At 68.7% G+C, this 16,389-nt stretch carries 13 protein-coding genes, 3 pseudogenes and 1 riboswitch; of the genes and pseudogenes, 10 read left to right on the top strand and 6 right to left on the bottom strand.

The features are described from left to right. Positions 1 to 102: 102 nt before the first annotated feature. On the bottom strand, positions 103 to 690 hold the full coding sequence (locus tag ACWC2T_RS37160) for a histidine phosphatase family protein (protein ID WP_450674749.1): 588 nt from the start codon (positions 688 to 690) through the stop codon (positions 103 to 105). A 579-nt stretch (positions 691 to 1,269) separates the two neighbouring features. Here ACWC2T_RS37160 and ACWC2T_RS37155 point away from each other — a divergent pair. The 7 genes and pseudogenes from ACWC2T_RS37155 (at position 1,270) to ACWC2T_RS37125 (ending at position 9,433) form a co-directional block, all read left to right on the top strand. Then, positions 1,270 to 1,980, top strand: coding sequence for a response regulator transcription factor (locus tag ACWC2T_RS37155; RefSeq protein ID WP_450674748.1), 711 nt, complete (start codon positions 1,270 to 1,272; stop codon positions 1,978 to 1,980). Next, positions 1,977 to 3,416, top strand: a complete 1,440-nt coding sequence (locus ACWC2T_RS37150) for a sensor histidine kinase (protein WP_450674747.1) — start codon at positions 1,977 to 1,979, stop codon at positions 3,414 to 3,416. The genes ACWC2T_RS37155 and ACWC2T_RS37150 overlap by 4 nt, the downstream gene beginning before the upstream one ends. Before the next feature lie 24 nt (positions 3,417 to 3,440). Beyond that, a complete protein-coding gene (locus ACWC2T_RS37145; protein ID WP_450674746.1) occupies positions 3,441 to 5,429 on the top strand; it encodes a glycoside hydrolase in 1,989 nt (662 codons plus the stop codon). Positions 5,430 to 5,566: 137 nt separating this feature from the next. Then, positions 5,567 to 6,271 (top strand): Clp protease N-terminal domain-containing protein, encoded by a 705-nt coding sequence (locus ACWC2T_RS37140; RefSeq protein WP_450674745.1) that lies wholly within the window; start codon positions 5,567 to 5,569, stop codon positions 6,269 to 6,271. A 674-nt stretch (positions 6,272 to 6,945) separates the two neighbouring features. After that, entirely contained in the window at positions 6,946 to 7,683 is a 738-nt protein-coding gene (locus ACWC2T_RS37135) for a zinc-binding dehydrogenase (RefSeq protein ID WP_450674750.1), read from the top strand. Between the two features lie 64 nt (positions 7,684 to 7,747). Then, positions 7,748 to 8,022, top strand: a pseudogene (locus ACWC2T_RS37130) (GNAT family N-acetyltransferase); the annotation flags it as partial. A 976-nt stretch (positions 8,023 to 8,998) separates the two neighbouring features. After that, positions 8,999 to 9,433: a VOC family protein gene (locus ACWC2T_RS37125; protein WP_450674744.1), complete on the top strand. Its 435-nt coding sequence runs from the start codon at positions 8,999 to 9,001 to the stop codon at positions 9,431 to 9,433. 69 nt (positions 9,434 to 9,502) lie between these two features. Here the strand turns inward: ACWC2T_RS37125 and ACWC2T_RS37120 are convergent. After that, positions 9,503 to 9,904 (bottom strand): annotated as a pseudogene (locus ACWC2T_RS37120) (transposase); the annotation flags it as partial. A gap of 756 nt (positions 9,905 to 10,660) precedes the next feature. Here ACWC2T_RS37120 and ACWC2T_RS37115 point away from each other — a divergent pair. After that, the gene (locus ACWC2T_RS37115) at positions 10,661 to 10,900 is read left to right on the top strand and encodes a hypothetical protein (protein ID WP_450674743.1); all 240 of its coding nucleotides are present in this window, start codon (positions 10,661 to 10,663) and stop codon (positions 10,898 to 10,900) included. 294 nt (positions 10,901 to 11,194) lie between these two features. Here the strand turns inward: ACWC2T_RS37115 and ACWC2T_RS37110 are convergent, their stop codons facing one another. Beyond that, entirely contained in the window at positions 11,195 to 11,728 is a 534-nt protein-coding gene (locus ACWC2T_RS37110) for a CbrC family protein (RefSeq protein WP_450674742.1), read from the bottom strand. Positions 11,729 to 12,524: 796 nt separating this feature from the next. Here ACWC2T_RS37110 and ACWC2T_RS37105 point away from each other — a divergent pair. Further along, a complete protein-coding gene (locus ACWC2T_RS37105) occupies positions 12,525 to 13,049 on the top strand; it encodes a hypothetical protein (protein ID WP_450674741.1) in 525 nt (174 codons plus the stop codon). 151 nt (positions 13,050 to 13,200) lie between these two features. Then, positions 13,201 to 13,751, top strand: a pseudogene (locus ACWC2T_RS37100) (phosphatase). A 293-nt stretch (positions 13,752 to 14,044) separates the two neighbouring features. Here the strand turns inward: ACWC2T_RS37100 and ACWC2T_RS37095 are convergent. The 3 genes from ACWC2T_RS37095 to ACWC2T_RS37085 all read right to left on the bottom strand — a co-directional run bounded on the left by ACWC2T_RS37095 (position 14,045) and on the right by ACWC2T_RS37085 (position 16,114). Then, on the bottom strand, positions 14,045 to 14,299 hold the full coding sequence (locus ACWC2T_RS37095; RefSeq protein WP_450674740.1) for a nitroreductase family protein: 255 nt from the start codon (positions 14,297 to 14,299) through the stop codon (positions 14,045 to 14,047). Positions 14,300 to 14,544: 245 nt separating this feature from the next. Beyond that, positions 14,545 to 15,276 carry an SDR family oxidoreductase gene (locus ACWC2T_RS37090; RefSeq protein WP_450674739.1) on the bottom strand — a complete coding sequence of 244 codons (732 nt, stop codon included), beginning with the start codon at positions 15,274 to 15,276 and terminating at the stop codon, positions 14,545 to 14,547. Positions 15,277 to 15,733: 457 nt separating this feature from the next. Continuing rightward, on the bottom strand, positions 15,734 to 16,114 hold the full coding sequence (locus tag ACWC2T_RS37085; protein ID WP_450674738.1) for an ArsR/SmtB family transcription factor: 381 nt from the start codon (positions 16,112 to 16,114) through the stop codon (positions 15,734 to 15,736). 79 nt (positions 16,115 to 16,193) lie between these two features. Then, positions 16,194 to 16,383, top strand: a riboswitch (cobalamin riboswitch). Positions 16,384 to 16,389 lie beyond the last annotated feature (6 nt).

Genomic DNA, 16,389 nt, shown 5'->3' with positions numbered 1-16,389 from the left:
GCCCCTCCCCGAGACACCACCCCGCCTCACCTCAGCGAACCGCAGAACAGACGCCGCGTCAGCACCCCTCACAAGATCGCCAACAGAGTCACGGCATTGCGGCTAGGGGACGTTCCAGGCGGAGATGAAGGGCTGCCCGTCTTCGGTGGCCAGGAAGCTCAGAGTGCCTGGATGCGGGTGGCCGAGCAGTCGGCTGTCGGACGCGTCGAGGCCAAGCCAGCGCACGGTGAGCACACGCGCCAGATGGCCGTGCGCGACCACGGCGATATCACCGTCGCTCAACAGCGGCCGGATCCGGTCCAGCACCGCATCCGTTCGCGCGGCCACCTGCTGGAGCTGCTCGCCTGGATGGTCGGCATCGCCGGGAACGACGCCGTCTCGCCACAGGTCCCAGCCAGGTCGCCGCTCGCGGATCTGCGCGGCGGTCAGGCCCTCGTAGCCGCCGTAGTCCCACTCCATGAGGTCGGGATCGGGCTTGACGCCGGTCAGACCGGCCAGCTCGGCCGTCCGCATGGCGCGGCTCAGCGGACTGCTGAACACGGCGACCAGTCGGCGTGAAGCCAGTCTCGGAGCGAGTGCCTTGGCCGCGGCCTCTCCCGCATCAGTGAGCGGAACGTCGGTGCGGCCGGCGTGCCGGCCGGACAGACTCCACGCGGTCTGGCCGTGCCTGATCAATATCAGCTCACCCATGGCTGCGCACGCTATCTGATCAGGCGACACGGAGGGGCGCATTCCTCGCCACCACGTCCTTCGCCGAGGCACTCATCCCCTCTTCCGCTGCCAAGGACTTGCCACATGAGGTGGCCCCTTGGATCAGCGTCCTACCGTGCCGTTGTGGCTCGGCATGTACGGCGTGACGCGCTGGTGACGTGATCCGAGCAAGGTCCGGGTGAAGGCGGCGTCGGCGCGCAGCAAGCGCCGTTGTCCGTGACTCTGGAATCTGCGCGCACACAGCGCGGGATGCTCGACGGTGGGAGACCGGGTGCCGGGGGGTGACCCTGCTCGGCAATGCCGCCCGCCTCGCGGCCCGAACGGCCAAGGCACCAACCTGACCCTGTGCGACGGCGCCGCACTCGGCAAGACCGTCGCCGCGCACCCAGATGACATCGAGGCCGCGCTCACCGCACACGAGCAGGCATATTCCCTCCCAGCGCCGCGGATGCCCGCGAAGGCACCCACTTCCACGAGCTCCTGTTCGGAGACAACGCGCCGCACAGCCTGATCGACCTGTGAGGGGGTCCCCCGGACACGGTTTGGCAGGCTTGCCTCATGATCAGTGTTGGTGGGGGCGTGCGTGCGCCGAGGATTCTGGTGGTCGATGACGAGCCCGAGGTGCGGTACGCCGTGGAGGACGGCCTCGCCGTGGAAGGGTACGACGTCCGCGGGGCGGCGGACGGACAGGCCGCGCTGGCGGAGGTCGCGTCCTGGGAGCCCGACGCCCTGGTGCTCGATGTGATGCTGCCGGGTCTCGACGGACTGGCGGTGTGCCGTCGGCTGCGGGCGATGGGCGACCGTACGCCCGTGCTGGTGCTCACGGCGCTGGGCTCGGTGAGCGAGCGGGTGGACGGTCTGGACGCGGGCGCCGACGACTACCTGGTCAAGCCCTTCGCGCTGGACGAGCTGGTGGCACGCATCCGGGCGCTGCTGCGCCGCAGCGCACCCGCCGAGCCGACCGAGGCCAGCGAGCTCGCCTTCGCCGATCTGGTGGTGGACCCTGCCACCCGGACCGGGCGGCGCGGAGCACGCGCCATCGAGTTCAGCCGGACGGAGTTCACGCTGCTGGAACTGCTACTGCGCAATCCGGGCCAGGTCCTGACCAGGGAGACGATTCAGGAGCGGGTCTGGGGGCGTGCCTTCGGGCCCGAGTCCAACTCGCTGGCTGTGTACGTCGGTTACCTGCGGCGCAAGCTGGAGTCCGACGGCGAACCACGGCTGGTGCACACCGTGCACGGAGTCGGCTACCGGCTGGACCTGGCGTGACCGCCCCACGGCCGGTCCGGTGGCGGGGCCGAGACCTGCGCTCCGGGTGGCCTCGACGACCCCTGCGGACCCGGCTGGCCCTGGCCGCCTCGCTCGCCGTGGCGGTCGTCGTGGTCGGGGTGTGCGCCGCTGCCTTCCTGGTGATCCGGTACCAGCTGCTGCGTCAGCTCGACCTGCACCTGACCCAGTCGGCGCGGCTTGCCGCCCGGCAGTACCGGCACGAACCGGCCGGCGTGGTGCAGGGCGAGTGCCGGTACCTCGCCGCCCCGGCCTGCGCCCAGCTGGTACCCGCCCGGCCCGGCGACGACCCCGCAAAGCCCTATCTGCTGCCCGTCACCGGCACCACCCGCGCGGTCGCCGCGGGCACCCACGGCGCCTACTACAGCGAACTGCGGCTCGCCGGCCACCGCGCCCGCATGTTCACCACGCGGCTGGACGACGGTCGGGCCCTGCAGGTCGCCGTGCGCGCCGACACCGTCGACCAGGGCGTGCGGCAGGCAGCGGAACTGCTCCTCGCCGTGGGCGCGGGTGGCGTCCTGCTGGCCGGTGGCCTCGGCTTCTGGGTCTCCCGTGCGGGCCTCGCCCCGGTCGCCCGGCTGACCGCGACGGCCGAGCGCATCACCGCCACCCGTGACGCCCGCCACCGCATCGAGCTGCCGCCCGGCCGCGCTGGCCGCGAGGACGAGCTCACCCGGCTCGCGACGGCCTTCAACACCATGCTGGAGGAGCTGGAGAAGTCCGTCAGCGCCCAGCGCCGGCTGGTCGCCGACGCCTCGCACGAACTGCGCACTCCGCTGACCGCGCTGCGCACCAACGCCGAACTGCTCGCCCGGTCCGCCCGCCTCACCGACGCCCAGCGCGAGCGGGCCGCCGGGGCGCTCGGCCGCCAGTTGCGCGAGGTCACCGTACTCGTCAACGACCTGATCGAGCTGGCCCGGGAGGAGGAGCCGGATCCCCTGGTCGAGGACGTGCGGCTGGCGGGCGTCGTCGAGCACGCCGTGGACGCGGCCCGTGACCACTGGCCGGACGTTTCCTTCCAGCTGTCCGTCGACCCGGGAGCGGGTTGCGGCACGGTCGCCGGCGTACCGGCCCGGCTCTCCCGGCTGCTGGCGTGCCTGCTCGACAACGCGGCGAAGTTCAGCCCGCCCGGCCGACCAGTCGAAGTGACGCTCACCGGCTGCGGAGACCGGCTGGAGGTCACCGTCCGCGATCACGGTCCCGGCATCGCCGACGAAGACCTGCCGTACGTCTTCGACCGGTTCTACCGTGCCCGCACGGCCCGCGCCCTGCCCGGCTCCGGGCTCGGCCTCGCCATGGCCCGCCAGATCGCCCACGCCCACCAGGCCGGCCTCACCGCCGAACACGCCCCCGGCGGGGGCGCCCTGTTCCGGCTCCGCCTCCCGGCCCGGCACCGGGAGCTCTCACAAAGTTCTTAGACCGCCCCGTGACAGTGGCGCCCCATGAAGGCGAGGAAGATCAAGAAGACCAAGAAGAAGATCGTCGCGCTCAGTGCCGCCCTCACGGTGATCGGGGTGGTCGGCACGGCCACCGCGTTCGGCACGGGGGTCCGGGACGGCCGGCGGGTCGAGGCGCACGGCAACCGGGTCACCGTACCCGTCGCCGGTGGGCGCGCCGTGGTGGACACCACCTCCCTGGCCGTGCGCGCCCAGGCGGACGACGGACACGCCTGGCAGCTGTCCGCTCCCGCGGCCGACGCCCTCGGACCGGCTGGGCAGGTCTCGGTGCACGGGGACCGGGCTACCTGGGGCTACCCGGCGAAGGGACTCCTGGTCACAGCGGCCGCACGCGACGGACGGCTGGCGGTGACCGTGCACTCCACCCGGAAGGGCACGCTGACCTGGCCGGTGACCGCCACCGACCAGAACACGAGCGACCTGCAGATCCCGCGCGGCGAGGGCCTTTCGGTGCCGGTCACCGACCGCTGGTGGAACTCAGCGGGGGCCGGGCTCGCGGGCTCGGAGGCGGGCATGTCCGACGGTCTGACCATGCCGTTCTGGGGCACCAGCCTGCGCGGCGGGCACGGCGCGAGCTACATAGCCGAGTCCGACATCGGCACCACGCTGAGGTTCGTCTCCGCCGACGGCCGGCTGCACACCGAGACCGAGCACGCGTTCTCGCCGTCGGAGGACACGTTGCACTACACGCTGACCTTCGCGCTCACCGACGGCTCGCCGGTGGCCGCCGCCCGCGACTACCGGGCCTGGCTGCAGTCCCACGGCGGCATCACCACCCTGCGCCAGAAGATCGCCCGCAACCCCGAGGTCGGCAGGCTGGTGGGCGCCTTCCACGCCTACACCTGGGGCCAGGCCCGCACCGCCCAGGGTGTAGAGCGCCTGCGGGAGTTGGGCATCGACAGGATGTGGCTCGGCTACGACGCCGACGGTTCCCCCATGGACCGCTCGGCCGTGAGCCTGGCCGAGCGGTCCGGCTACCTCGTCGGACCGTACGACTCCTGGGCCAACGCCCAGGACCCCGCCTCGGCCGACACCTCGGTGTCCAGGTGGCCCGCGCCCGTATGGCAGGACGCCTGCGTGCAGGGCGCCGACGGCAAGGTCGTCACCGGTTTCGGCGGGCGCGGCTGCTACGTGAGCTCCGAGGCGCTGCGGCGCGCCGAGCCGACCCGGCACTATCTGGCCGACCGCACCCGCGAGATGACCGCGAACGGCGCGAACAGCTACTTCCTCGACGTGGACGCCGCCGGAGAGCTGTTCACCGACCACTCCCCCACGCATCCGATGACGCAGGCACAGGACCGTCGGAACCGGCTGCGGCGGATGGCCTGGCTGTCCGGCGACCGCAAACTGGTGCTCGGCTCGGAGAGCGCCGGTTCCTGGGCGAACGGTGCGCTCGCCTTCAGCCACGGCTCCGGGACCCCGGTCCCCGACCAGCTCTGGAAGCTGGAGCGGGACCGCGCCGCCTGGGGCGGCTACACACCAGCCGGCGCACCCGGCATCTTCTTCCGGCCCGTCCGGTTGCCGGCCGACCTCGCCAAGGCAATGTACGACCCCAGGTACCGGGTGCCGCTGTACCAGACCGTGCTGCACGACTCGGTGATCAGCACCGAGCGCTGGGAGCTGTCCTGGTCGAAGCTGCCCGACCAGAGCCGTACCCGCGCGCTGCTGGCCATGCTGTACAACGTCCCGCTGAACCTCGTCCTCGACAAGGCGGAACTGGACGCGCACGGCAAGCAGATCGCCCAGCTGCAGAAGTACTTCGAGCCCCTGCACAAGGCCGCGGCGACCCAGCCCATGACCGACTTCCGGCGGCTGACGCCCGACCGGCTGGTGCAGCGCACGACGTTCGGCGACGGCGTCCTGACCGTCACGGCCAACTTCTCGGCCCACACCCACGACGGCCTGCCCGCAGGCTGCGCCGACGCGACGGTCAAGGGAGGCAAGGCCCAACGGTTGTGCCCGGCCGCTCTGTGACACCAACAGGCGTGCGAGGCCCCTGATATGAGCGGATTCGCCCGCGCGAGGCGGCACACTCATGGCCCGTGCCGAGCAGACCCGCGAGCCGTCAATTACAGATTGACGATTAGGAATCGTCAATCTACGATTGACGCATGAGCCCACTCAACATCAACCTCGCTGACCTGATCGCCCGTCTCGACGAGGAACTCCCCGACGCCGACGACCTGGCCCGCATCAGTGAAGCGCAACTACGTGCCCTGACCCTGTCCGACATCGGCGACCAGCTCGTCGACCACTACGTCGGCAAGGCCAGGCAGGCCGGCGCGTCGTGGAGCGAGATCGGCGACGCCATCGGAGTGTCCAAACAGGCCGCCCAGCAACGCCACGCACCGGCCCCGTTCGAGCGGTTCACCGACCTCAACCGGCACAGCATCGTGCTGGCGCAGGAGGCCGCACGAACGCACAAGCACGACTTAATCGGCACCGAACACATCCTGCTCGGCCTGCTCGGCGAATCGCGGGGCCTGGCGTACGAGGTGCTGACGGCCAAAACCGAATCAGAGCAACGCATCCGCGACGCGATCGAGGAAGCGATGCCACCGGCCGGGAAGAAGGCGCTGCGGGGTCACATCGCGTTCCGATCCGAGAGCAAAGAGGCCATCCAGCAGGCACTCCGAGCGTCAGCCAACCTCGGCCACGACTGGGTCGGCACGGAACACATGCTGCTGGGCCTGATCCGGGTGAAGGAGAGCCCGGCCGCACAGATCCTGCGCAACCTCGGTTTCAGCTCGGACGAGTTGCACGAGACGGTCAAGGCCGAGGTCACCAAACGGTTCGCCGCGCGTGGCAAGCAGTAACGAAACGATCAGTCGCGCGCCGGACCGGGCCGAAGTCCGCCTTGTCCCGAGGGTGGTGATCAGGCGCAGCGGCCGCCAGAGGTTGCGGCCCGGCGCGACGACCCGTCCTCTTTGAAGGCCGTCAACTGCTGCACCAAGGGTGGCGGCAGCCGCCGGCTCCGGCCGGCGACTTGGGCTTGACCGGCCGGCTGCCGCACACCGAGTCCGCAGCCGGGTATGCGGATGCCCCTGGGGCTGCGGGACGAAAACCGCCTGCGTACCAGCCCGCTCGGGCCGCTGCCCGTCCAAGGCTCGCTGCACCATCGACAGGTGACGGGCTGTGGTTCGACCAGTCCCAGGCCGTGCGCTTCCCCAGGCCATCGACAGGGATCAAGAGGCCGAGTGTGCCGACGAGGGGCTGGAACGGCGGTAGCCGCAGCTGACGGTCACGTCGAGCGGATGCCCCCAACACAAACACACACGCGTGGCTGGACTTGCAGCCCGGACCGTGTCGCATCCACGCCACGCGGTGCGCGACAGAGTTCCGCCACCCCACTGCCTCCCGCCGCTCGCCTGCCTCGTCCGCATCGTCCGACTTCATGAGCGAGAGGAACGCAATCCGAGCACACCACCGCGGCGGCCCGGCGTAACTCACCTACGAAAAGGCCCCGCGCCCGCAGACCGGCCCCGGCGAAATCCTGGTTGCCGTGCGGGCTGCCTCGGTGACCGCCGGAGAACTCGGCTGGGACGCCATCTGGACCGACAGCTTTGACGGCTCGGGCCACGACCGCACCCCCACCATTCCCTCGCACGAGTTCCCCGGCGTGGTGGCCGCCCTCGGCGACGGAGCCACCGGCTGGCAGGAAGGTGACGAGGCGTACGGACTGGCCCCATTCACCTGCAACGGCGCCGTCGCCGTGCCGCTGGCCGCACTCACCGCCTGGCAAACCCTCGTCGACCACGCCCACGTGCGCCCCGGTCAACGCGTACTCATGCACGGCGGCGCCGGCGGGGTGGGATCCTTCACCGTCCAGATCGCCTCCGCCCTCGGCGCCGCCGTCACAGCCACCATGGGCCCCAACGACCTGGCATTCGTACGATCACTGGGAGCCAACACGGCCATCGACTACGTCTATCAGCGCTTCGAGGACGAGATCGACCCCGTGGACATCGTCGTCGACCTGGCCGGAGCGCAGACAACAGCCAGGAGTTGGAGCTCATCAACGACTGAGCCGCACTCAGCCGGCGGCCTCGTCTGCGCCGCGCTGGAGGCCCTGCCTGCACAACGCCGGACATGCGAGAGCCCAGCCTGTGTCACACAGGTCGACCCTCGCATGGAGCGACCGCAGACGGTCGGCGATGTCAGTTCCTCGGTGACCGGGGCGAGTTGCCCGAGAGGTGCTTCGGGTGGCGTTCAGCGGGCCACCTGCTGAGCCTTGGCCTGGACGTGGGCGACATAGCGGACCGTGAAGACCATCGGGACGACGAATCCGGCGATCCGTGGTGCAACTGGAGGGCGGCACGCTGGTCGGCACCGCGGCGCTGTGGGCATCGACAACCACAATCGGTCCGCGCACCTCGGGCTGGGGCTGCTGCCGTCTTCCCGCGGCAAGGGCTACGGCACCGACGTGGTCGACGCCGTCTGCCAGCACGGTGTCCTCATACGTGGCCTGCAGCGACTGCAGATCGAGACGCTGTCGGACAACGCCGCGATGCTGCGCTCCGCAGAGCGCAACGGCTTCGTCCGCGAGGGCGTGCTGCGCTCAGCGGCGCCGGTCGAGCGTCGTCAGCGCCGTAGCCAACGCTTCACTCTGTGCGGAAGAGCCTCGAAGCAAGGTCGCCCGGGGCGAGCCCATTTACTTGGGTGAGCCCTGAGTGCAGGTCCAGCCCAATCCCATGCCCCTCCCCTTCTTCGTGAACAGCGGCGGCACGACGTCGTAGAGGTGGAGGGCCGGAGGCATCGCCTGTGACCTTCATCCTCGCGCTGCCCCGCTGCTGGCGAACGAATCCGCTCCCGCCGGCGTCGGTCTACTGTGAAGACTCACACGCTTGATCGTCGTATGGTGCCGGTGACCGTCGCGGCCCTCGTCGTCCTGACGGGTTGTTCGGCATCCGAAGCAGCAGGTTCGAAGACCGTCACGAGGAACGAGGCGATCACTCAACCTGTCACAGTGAGTGGCGACGGTCGCACCCTCACCGTCATGACGGAGTCGGGCGGATGCGACAGCCCTCCTCACCTATGGGTATCCGAGACCCCCGAGGCTGTCCTCCTCACCGTGCGGGTCGACACCCGGACGGGACCGGACATCGCCTGCCCGGCTGTCGCCCGCATCGGACCGGCCCGAGCGATCCTGCACAAGGTCCTCGGGTCGAGAACCGTCACCAACGCGACGACAGGCCGTCGTGTGTCTGTCCGAAGAGAGTGACCACACACAATGCGCCCCTTGGTCCGCTCAACCGCCACCACGCACCTGTTCACCGGGGAGGCCGGTGACCTGAGGGCCCTCCAACGGGATCGAGTTGTACGACCTCAGGACTGTCCCGCAACTGATCTTGGCCTGAAGGTGGTTGGTCGGGACTGGCTCCTGGGGACCACTGGGCGCCCCGCCGCCGCGGTCGCGTCGTTCTCATGGAACTGGCCGGTTTGATCACTTGGTGTCCAAGGCGGCCCAGGATGCGACGGGTGGCGGGATGATCCGCCTGGGAAATGAGCGGCAGGGTGCCCCTGGTGCGCGGTACGGTGCGCCGATGGCAGAGATCAAGAAGTTCCAAGTCACCTTTGACTGCGCAGAACCTGAGCGTCTCGCTCGCTTCTGGTGTGAAGTGTTGGGGTACGTCATGCCGCCGCCACCTGAGGGGTTCACCACCTGGGACGATTTCAACCGCACCCTCCCTCCTGAGAAACAGGGATCATGGTTCGCCTGCAGTGATCCCTCAGGCGTGGGCCCGCGCCTGTATTTCCAGCGCGTCCCTGAAGGCAAGATCGTCAAGAATCGGGTGCATCTCGACGTCCGGGTCGGCACCGGGCTCGTGGGGGACGAGCGCCTCGCCGCGCTCGAAGCCGAGTGTGCACGACTGGTCGCGCTCGGTGCGACCCATGTGCAAACGCTTTATGCCGATGAGGAGAACGAGTCGTGCATCCCGATGCTGGACATCGAGGGCAACGAGTTCTGTATCGACTGAACATTCTTTGAGCCGGGGAGGTGGGGCGCCACCTCCCTTGGGCTTCTCTGGTCTCGTATGAGGCGGGAGTTACCCCGCGAGGGCGAGGCTGTGCAGCCGGGCATTGCCGAGCATGGCGATGTGAACGTCGTCGCCTTTCACGGCAGTCGCGGAGGATCTTCCATGCCTTCATCCGTGCGAAGACGTGCTTGACGCGGCCCGGACCTCGTGGTGGGAGGTGTTGTGCTCCTCTTTCCAATTTCCAAGCCGACAGTTCGGTCTGGCCGCGTTTGCGGCGGTGCGGAATGAGCAGGCCGGTGCCCCGATGGCCGCCGTCCGCGATGACGGTGGCCCGGCCGAGGCGGCCTTCGCACCGGAACGTTCCCACGCCTTGCAGTCGTTGCGGTTGCCGGGCAGCGGCCGGCCGACGGCGACAGCGAGTTGGGAGTCGGCGTCGATGACGACCTGGTGGTTGGTGGAGTACCGGTGGTTCTAATAGGTCATCGGTGAGCCTGAGCGCGGGAGTGCAAGGACTTCCAGGTGAGGTGGAAGCCTGCCGCCGTTCTGGGACCTGGATCCCTGTGTTCAGACCGGCCCTGCCTTGCGCGCGCCTTGCCGGGCGGAGACCTTCGGAAGTTCCGGGACCTTGATCTCTCGTCAAAGACCGGTCCCGCCCGGCAGAAGCTCGAATATCACCGGCTTTCATGTCCTCAGCCCGCCGACAGGGGCCACCTCTCAGCAGTTCGCGAGCCCATGAGCTCTCCAGCAGACCGAGGTCCCTGCCGGTCGCTGGAGACACGAACGGCTCATGAGATGGCGTGCCTCGAGCACTTCTATCAGAGCGCCGCGTGCTCCGCACAGGACCAACAGGCGACGGCGGCTCTTTGTCACGCTCGACGAGTCAGTGCACGAGGAGCGCGACGACCGCGGCGACCAACTGCCGACGCCGACGAAGGGCACCGATGCGGGTCAGCGGCCAGCGGGCTTTCTTCAGCGCCTCGGACTTCGGTGTCCTACGGTCGCTGCCGCTCGCTCACATATGTCCCCCACGTCTCAAACCCTCACTCAATGGCTGGGAGCCTTGTCCGTTGCGACCCTTAAAATGCTCACAGAGCGATGCACTGGGTATCGCGATCAGCCGAGGTCGGCACATCCCCCGAAACGAATTCTGATCCGCCCTTAGGGGTGGCTCACCCGCTCGGATGCGCTCGGCGAGCAACTAGTTGCGAGGGTGTGCATGGTGAGTGCATGAACACTACACCTCACCCCAAGAAGACCGTTTCCTGGATTCCGCGAGTATTCGCGGTGAGTGCCGCCATGGGCATCGCTTGTGCGGCGGGCGTGGCAACTGCCACATCCGCCGTGGCCGCGACTCCCGCCACGCACGTCGCCACAAAGGCCGCGCCGGTCTACGGCCACGGCGGCGGCGGGGGGGAAGAAAACCAGTGCGGCAACGGTCTCCTCCCCATCCTCAACTTCTGCAACTGACGGGCGCCCGGGACGGTAGTTCCTGCCCGTCAACCGCACAACCGCATATCGAAGAAGTCGACCCACCCATCCCCAGGGCGGTCAGGAGCAGGGCGCGATCCTTCTCACTGACCGCCCTGCCGACCGCAACAGAAGGCCTGCGCCCAGTGCTTCTGCCGGACGGCAGAACGTTCAGTGCGTGAAGGACGCAATGGCCGCGATGTCCGGACCGCTTGCAGGTCATCTCATTTACGTCTGCACGGTAGCCGAGAGGTGCTGGCACGAACGCAAGGCCCTCCCCAACACAGGCGACCCTCAGGATGCGTCGGCATAGGCGATGTACGCCCCGCAGACGGTGCAACGGAAGAGCATGGCGGTTGCCCCCTTGCCCAGGTGGGTCAGGAAGCGCTCAAGCTGGTTTTCGTCGTGCCAGCCTTCGCCGCGCATGCCGGCCCGCAGCTGGTCGAGGGCTTCGGGATGCTCCGCCAGCTCGGTGTACCCGACTTCACCCACGAAGGCGGCCGCGTCCTGGCAGTGGACGAGCCAGTGCGGATCCTGCCAGGCGTGGAAGCCAGGGGTGCGGCGGGTGACCTCCTGCAAGACTTCCTCGCTGACTCCGTCAAGCCCGTAGGAGTCGGTGAATTCACCCGCGAAACGTTCAGCCGCGCTCCCGTCTGCGATGCACCATGGGCAGAAATGTCCGTTGACCTCGTGGGCCGTGTAGAAGGTCGCCGTGTAGATCCAGCCCGTGCTGCGCTCGCAGCAGGCACACGTCTCGGCGGCCGCACGGATGGACCCGCTTGCGAGAGGGTCTGGGTGATAGCGGAAGAAGGGCAGGCTGGCACTCACCGCCGCTTCCCTGCCTGCGCCCTGGTGGCCATGCCTACTGATCCCATGGGGGCAGTCTGTCCGCAAGGAGGTCCGCGATCAAGCGCGTTGTGTGAGACACCAATGCACCTATCCGAGTGTCTTTCGGGGCACCCCGCGAGCGAGGGACACAGCGGGGGGTATGTCGTTTTGCATGAGGTGACCTTGCATGCCTGAGGAGATCAGCCGTGTACGCAGTGGTTCGGCGGTACGAAGGGGTGACGGACCCTGCCGAGGCAGGACGCCGAGTGAACGAGGGATTCGTTCCTCTTCTCCGACAGGTTCCCGGATTCGTGGCCTACTACTGGGTTGATGCCGGGGGCGGAGTCATGATTTCCACCAGCGTTTTTGAAGACCGCGCCGGAGCCGAAGAGTCGGTCACCAGGGCGGCGGACTTCGTACGGGACAACCTCGCGTCGCTGCTTCCCAACCCACCTCAGGTCACAGCCGGCCAGGTTGTGGCCGCTGGGTAGCGGCCTCCGGAATGGCTCGGAGCACCCTCTGACCCGGCTGGGTGACTCTGGGTGTGCTCGGCCTGGATGGCGGTGCCGTGAACTCCCCGAGTGCGGGAGTGGCACCACCGCAGTCGCGTCGACATCATCCGCGGTGAAGGCGAGAGTCGAACCGATACAGGGCCACAGCGTCTGGCTGTCTCCGGTCTGCTCGACCATGCGCTGGTCTGGGTGGTGGAAGTCGGCTGGGAGTCGAGGGTGTCTGGGCGGGAGGGACGGCTTCGCTGGGTGAAGCTGAAGGCGTGAGTATCAGTAGTGAGCGCCCTGTGAATGCTGAGCAGATCTACGCAGCGCTGGCCGCACTGGCGGCTGAGCCGGAGGCAGCTCCGGAGAGGCGGCCCGAGGGGCCACGGGAAGAAGACCGTCTGCACCTGCTGGGCAGTCTGTTGGCGAAAGTGGAGCTCGAGATCACCGCCGCAACCCGTCTGACCACCGAGGAAGAGGAGATCGAAGATGTCCTGGAGACCTTGCTCGGCTGGGGGGAACAGGTGGGAGCGGATCCCGGCCTCGCGGTCAACGTCCTGACGAACCGGCTGCAACGCACCGCGCTGCAGGTCTCCGAACCCGAGGCGGAAGAACTGCCTCCCGGCCGGGAGGCCGCCTTCGCCGCCGTCATGACAGCGGTGTACGCGCTCAGCGCCCAGGTGCACGCCGACGGCGGCGATGCGGAGGGAACCCGACGCGCTCTGAGCGGGGCGGAAGAAGCCCTCATCGACATCCTGCAGGGCATGCATGACCTGCGCGTCGCCATCGGCGACGCGCCCGGCCCGGAGGACGAAGCCGACAACTGACCTGCTCAGCGCCTGTCCCGCAGCGAGCCGCTGAGGACGGGAGCCTGCACCGGGCTGCAGCGCACTCCTCTTGCCGCGCGGCCAAGGTGTCAGGACCGCGCTTCCAGAGCTGTCCCGCAACTGGATGCCGAGCGTCTGGCCTGATCCATGTCTGACGAGTGAATCTGTGCAGCCCGGCCAGACGCGGTGCGTCGTATTCGATGTCGACGGCACGTTGATCGACCGCCTGGGCCTGCGCGTCGCCATCGGCGGGAGAGCCTGGCCAGGCTGCACCGGCTGGAGGACGAGGACGCCCGGTCCGGCCGCTACGCGGCCTTCGACGGTGCGGCAGAGGTGTTGTGCGGCCTGGCGAAGCGGCCGTGGGCGCTGGTGACCTTGAACTACGAGCACCGGATGCGCGGGCGTTTCCTGCGGACGGGACTGCCGGTGCCGGGCCTGATCGTGGACTCGGCCGCTGTCGCGGAGGGCAAGCCCCCTCCCGTTCCGTACCTGCGGGCCGCCGCGCGACTGGGCGCCGAGCCGGGAAACTGCCTGGTGCACCGCCGCTTCGAGGGCCTGCGCGAAGCAGTCCCGCACATCCTGGCCTTCGCGTCCGGTTCCTCCGTCAACGCCGCAACCTGGGCCCGCCCGACGGCACCGGGCGGCGGCATCATGGAGGACGTTGCCGTCCTGGAACATCGGCGCCGGACGCCGTACGGCTGATAGACGGACGGAGCGACGAGAAGTGCGAAACGCCCGCTGCACGACCTTGGGCACCGACGGGCAGGCCCGCCTCACCGTCAGCCACAAGAGGATCGCCGCGGTCGCCGCCGAACTCGGCGTCCACGCAACCGCTACCGCGGCCGAGTTCTACCTCCCGCCTCAACGGCCTTACCCTGGGCGCGAGATGGCGTGTCGCCGCAGTGGGCGGGGCGACACGGAGTCGGTACGGTCGGACCGGATGCCCTGGTAACTGCCAGCCGGCTGCCGGTTGATGAAGTTGATGCGGACGCGCCTCAAGTCCTCGCGGGGAATGCCGAGTGCGCCGTAGCGCTGCTCGCCGAAGGCGCGTCCACGCGCTCACCGACGCGCTTCTTGAGCTCCGCCAGTGGCCGGCCGGTCAGTACGTAGACGTGCCACGGCTGAAGGTTCGATCCGGGCGGTGCCCAGGCCGCGGCGGACAGCACGCGTTCCAGTACCGCATTCGACACGTGCCGATCGGTGAATCCGCGCACGGCCCGTCGGCTGGTGACCGCCTCATAGTCGTCCAAGATCGCCCGTCTCCCTCGTCCACTCGCGTCTCGACCCACTGGCAGCCGTACCGGGATGCTGTCTGACGGGTCACCGTGCGGTGGGTGCCTCGCCCGGAAAGTCCTACCCCGCCAGCGTGGGGCGCGGCGGTGCCGAGACGCATCGCATGATCGAGTGATTCGAGGGCGAGGATGGCGGCGCCGGGTGCCGATATCACCCTGGCGATGACGCAGCCGGGGCATCGAAAGTGTCCCGGCTGCGTCCGTCAGGAGAGCCAGTCCGTGTAGTGGGTGGGTGCGATCCGGGCGCCCTTCGGGGCGGTGATGGCGTCGCCCTGGACTGCGGCGAACATGCCGGCGCTGTCATCGGTGACGACTGAGCGGGCATCGCCCTTGGCGGTCAGGGTGAGGCGCCCGAGTTCGTCGAGGGTGTACACGTCGGGACCTGCGATGTTGAGGACGCCGTTCAGAGGACTGCCTGCGGCGACCTCGGCGACGACGCCGGCGACGTCCGCGGCGGCGATCGGCTGGATCGGTGTGCGCGGCAGGCGGACGGTGTCGCCCTCGGCGGTCATGGCCAGGGTCGCGTCCATGAACTCCATGAACTGCGTGGCACGGACGATGGAATAGGGGATCGACCCGGCCTTGAGGACGTCTTCCTGCAGCACCTTCGCCCGGTAGTAGTCCAGCTCGGGCACCCGATCCACGCCAACGATCGAGAGGATGACGAAGTGTCCGACCCCTGCCTTCTCGCTCGCGGCGACGAGGTTGTCCATCGAAGTCTGGAAGAAGGCGAGCGAGGCGTGGTCGAACGTCGGGGAATTCGTCAGGTTGATGACCACGTCGGCGCCCGAAACGGCCCACTCCAGGCCCTCGCCGGTGATGATGTTCACGCCGGTGGACAGGGAGTGCGGTACGGCTTGGTGTCCTGCCGCCCTGAGGTTCTCCACGACCTGTGACCCGATCAGTCCGGTTCCGCCGATCACCGCGAATTTCATGCAAGTTTCCCTTCTTAGATGCGCGATGTCTGATATATACCGTATACAAATGATTTGGGTGAGTTGGTCCCATCTGTTTCAGCGGGCTCAGGCCGGCCTGACGCGGTACGCGGCGTACGCGATCGCCGTCGTGGAAGCGATCCGGTCCAGTCCGAAGATCGCCAGCACGCAGACGCCCCCCAGACGGACAGGACCGTGAAGCCGCTCGCCACTGCGTCCTCGTGGAAGTAGGCCAGCCCGTTGAGCGCACGAACGCCGACACCCGCGGGCATCACCGAGGCAAGAGGTTCCAGCCGGCCGGGCAGGAAGGGCGGGAGCACGCCGCCGCTGGTCGCGCGATGGAGACCGGCAAGAGAAGGCGCGTGGAGTCACAAAAAGAAGCAGGCCAGGAGGGTCATGGGCCGCCCTGTCGACAGCCGGAACCAGGTCGGACGCGGAACTGGTCGTCCGTCAGTTCCTAAGGGAGAAGGTCGCCCGCTCCCGCCTCTTGGGACCCGCAGTGTTTCAGCAATGCGGAAATCGAGGGGTCGACGAGTCGGTAGCGCACGATCCGGCCGTCCTTCTCGCCTTCCACGACGCCCGCTGCCCGGAGCAGACGCAGTGCCTGGGATACGGCGGTGTCCCGCATGCCGGTGGCGACGGCCAGGTCGGAGACGGCGATGGGGCCCGCCTCGTGGAGGGCCAGCAGCAGGGACAGGCGCCCGGGGTCGGAGAGCAGCGAGAAGCGGTCGGCCCAGGCGCGTACCCGCTCGGGCTCGCCGACGGCGGCGATGGCGTCGCAGACCCGATGGCCGTCGATGGTCCGCTGCCCGGCACGTTCCGCGGGGACGAGATGCATGCACTCATCATCGCAGCCGCTGACGCCGACCAACATACCTGATCAGTTGTGCAGCCTTGCAGCTTCAACCTCCGGCCTTCTAGGGTGGGCAGGCCGTGGTGTTCGGGAAGACCGGTGACAGTCCCTCAGGGGCTCAGTCCGGCGCGGCCCTCGCCACTGTGATCGGGGAGCTCCCGCCCCATGCATTGCCACTGGCCTCGCGGCCGGGAAGGCAGGGGCGGGCGCGGTGACCCGTCAGCCAGGAGACCGGCCACGGCACCACGAAGCTGATCCAC

The organism is Streptomyces sp. NPDC001393, assembly GCF_053597455.1.
The sequence above is the reverse complement of the archived record's forward strand: the minus strand, read 5'-3'. Positions and strand labels throughout refer to the sequence as shown.

Coding starts and splice junctions, on each gene's coding strand:
- ACWC2T_RS37145 (WP_450674746.1), top strand. CDS start 3,441: ATGAAGGCGAGGAAGATCAAGAAGACCAAGAAGAAGATCGTCGCGCTC.
- ACWC2T_RS37160 (WP_450674749.1), bottom strand. CDS start 690: ATGGGTGAGCTGATATTGATCAGGCACGGCCAGACCGCGTGGAGTCTG.
- ACWC2T_RS37085 (WP_450674738.1), bottom strand. CDS start 16,114: ATGCATCTCGTCCCCGCGGAACGTGCCGGGCAGCGGACCATCGACGGC.
- ACWC2T_RS37125 (WP_450674744.1), top strand. CDS start 8,999: ATGGCAGAGATCAAGAAGTTCCAAGTCACCTTTGACTGCGCAGAACCT.
- ACWC2T_RS37115 (WP_450674743.1), top strand. CDS start 10,661: ATGAACACTACACCTCACCCCAAGAAGACCGTTTCCTGGATTCCGCGA.
- ACWC2T_RS37090 (WP_450674739.1), bottom strand. CDS start 15,276: ATGAAATTCGCGGTGATCGGCGGAACCGGACTGATCGGGTCACAGGTC.
- ACWC2T_RS37140 (WP_450674745.1), top strand. CDS start 5,567: ATGAGCCCACTCAACATCAACCTCGCTGACCTGATCGCCCGTCTCGAC.
- ACWC2T_RS37155 (WP_450674748.1), top strand. CDS start 1,270: ATGATCAGTGTTGGTGGGGGCGTGCGTGCGCCGAGGATTCTGGTGGTC.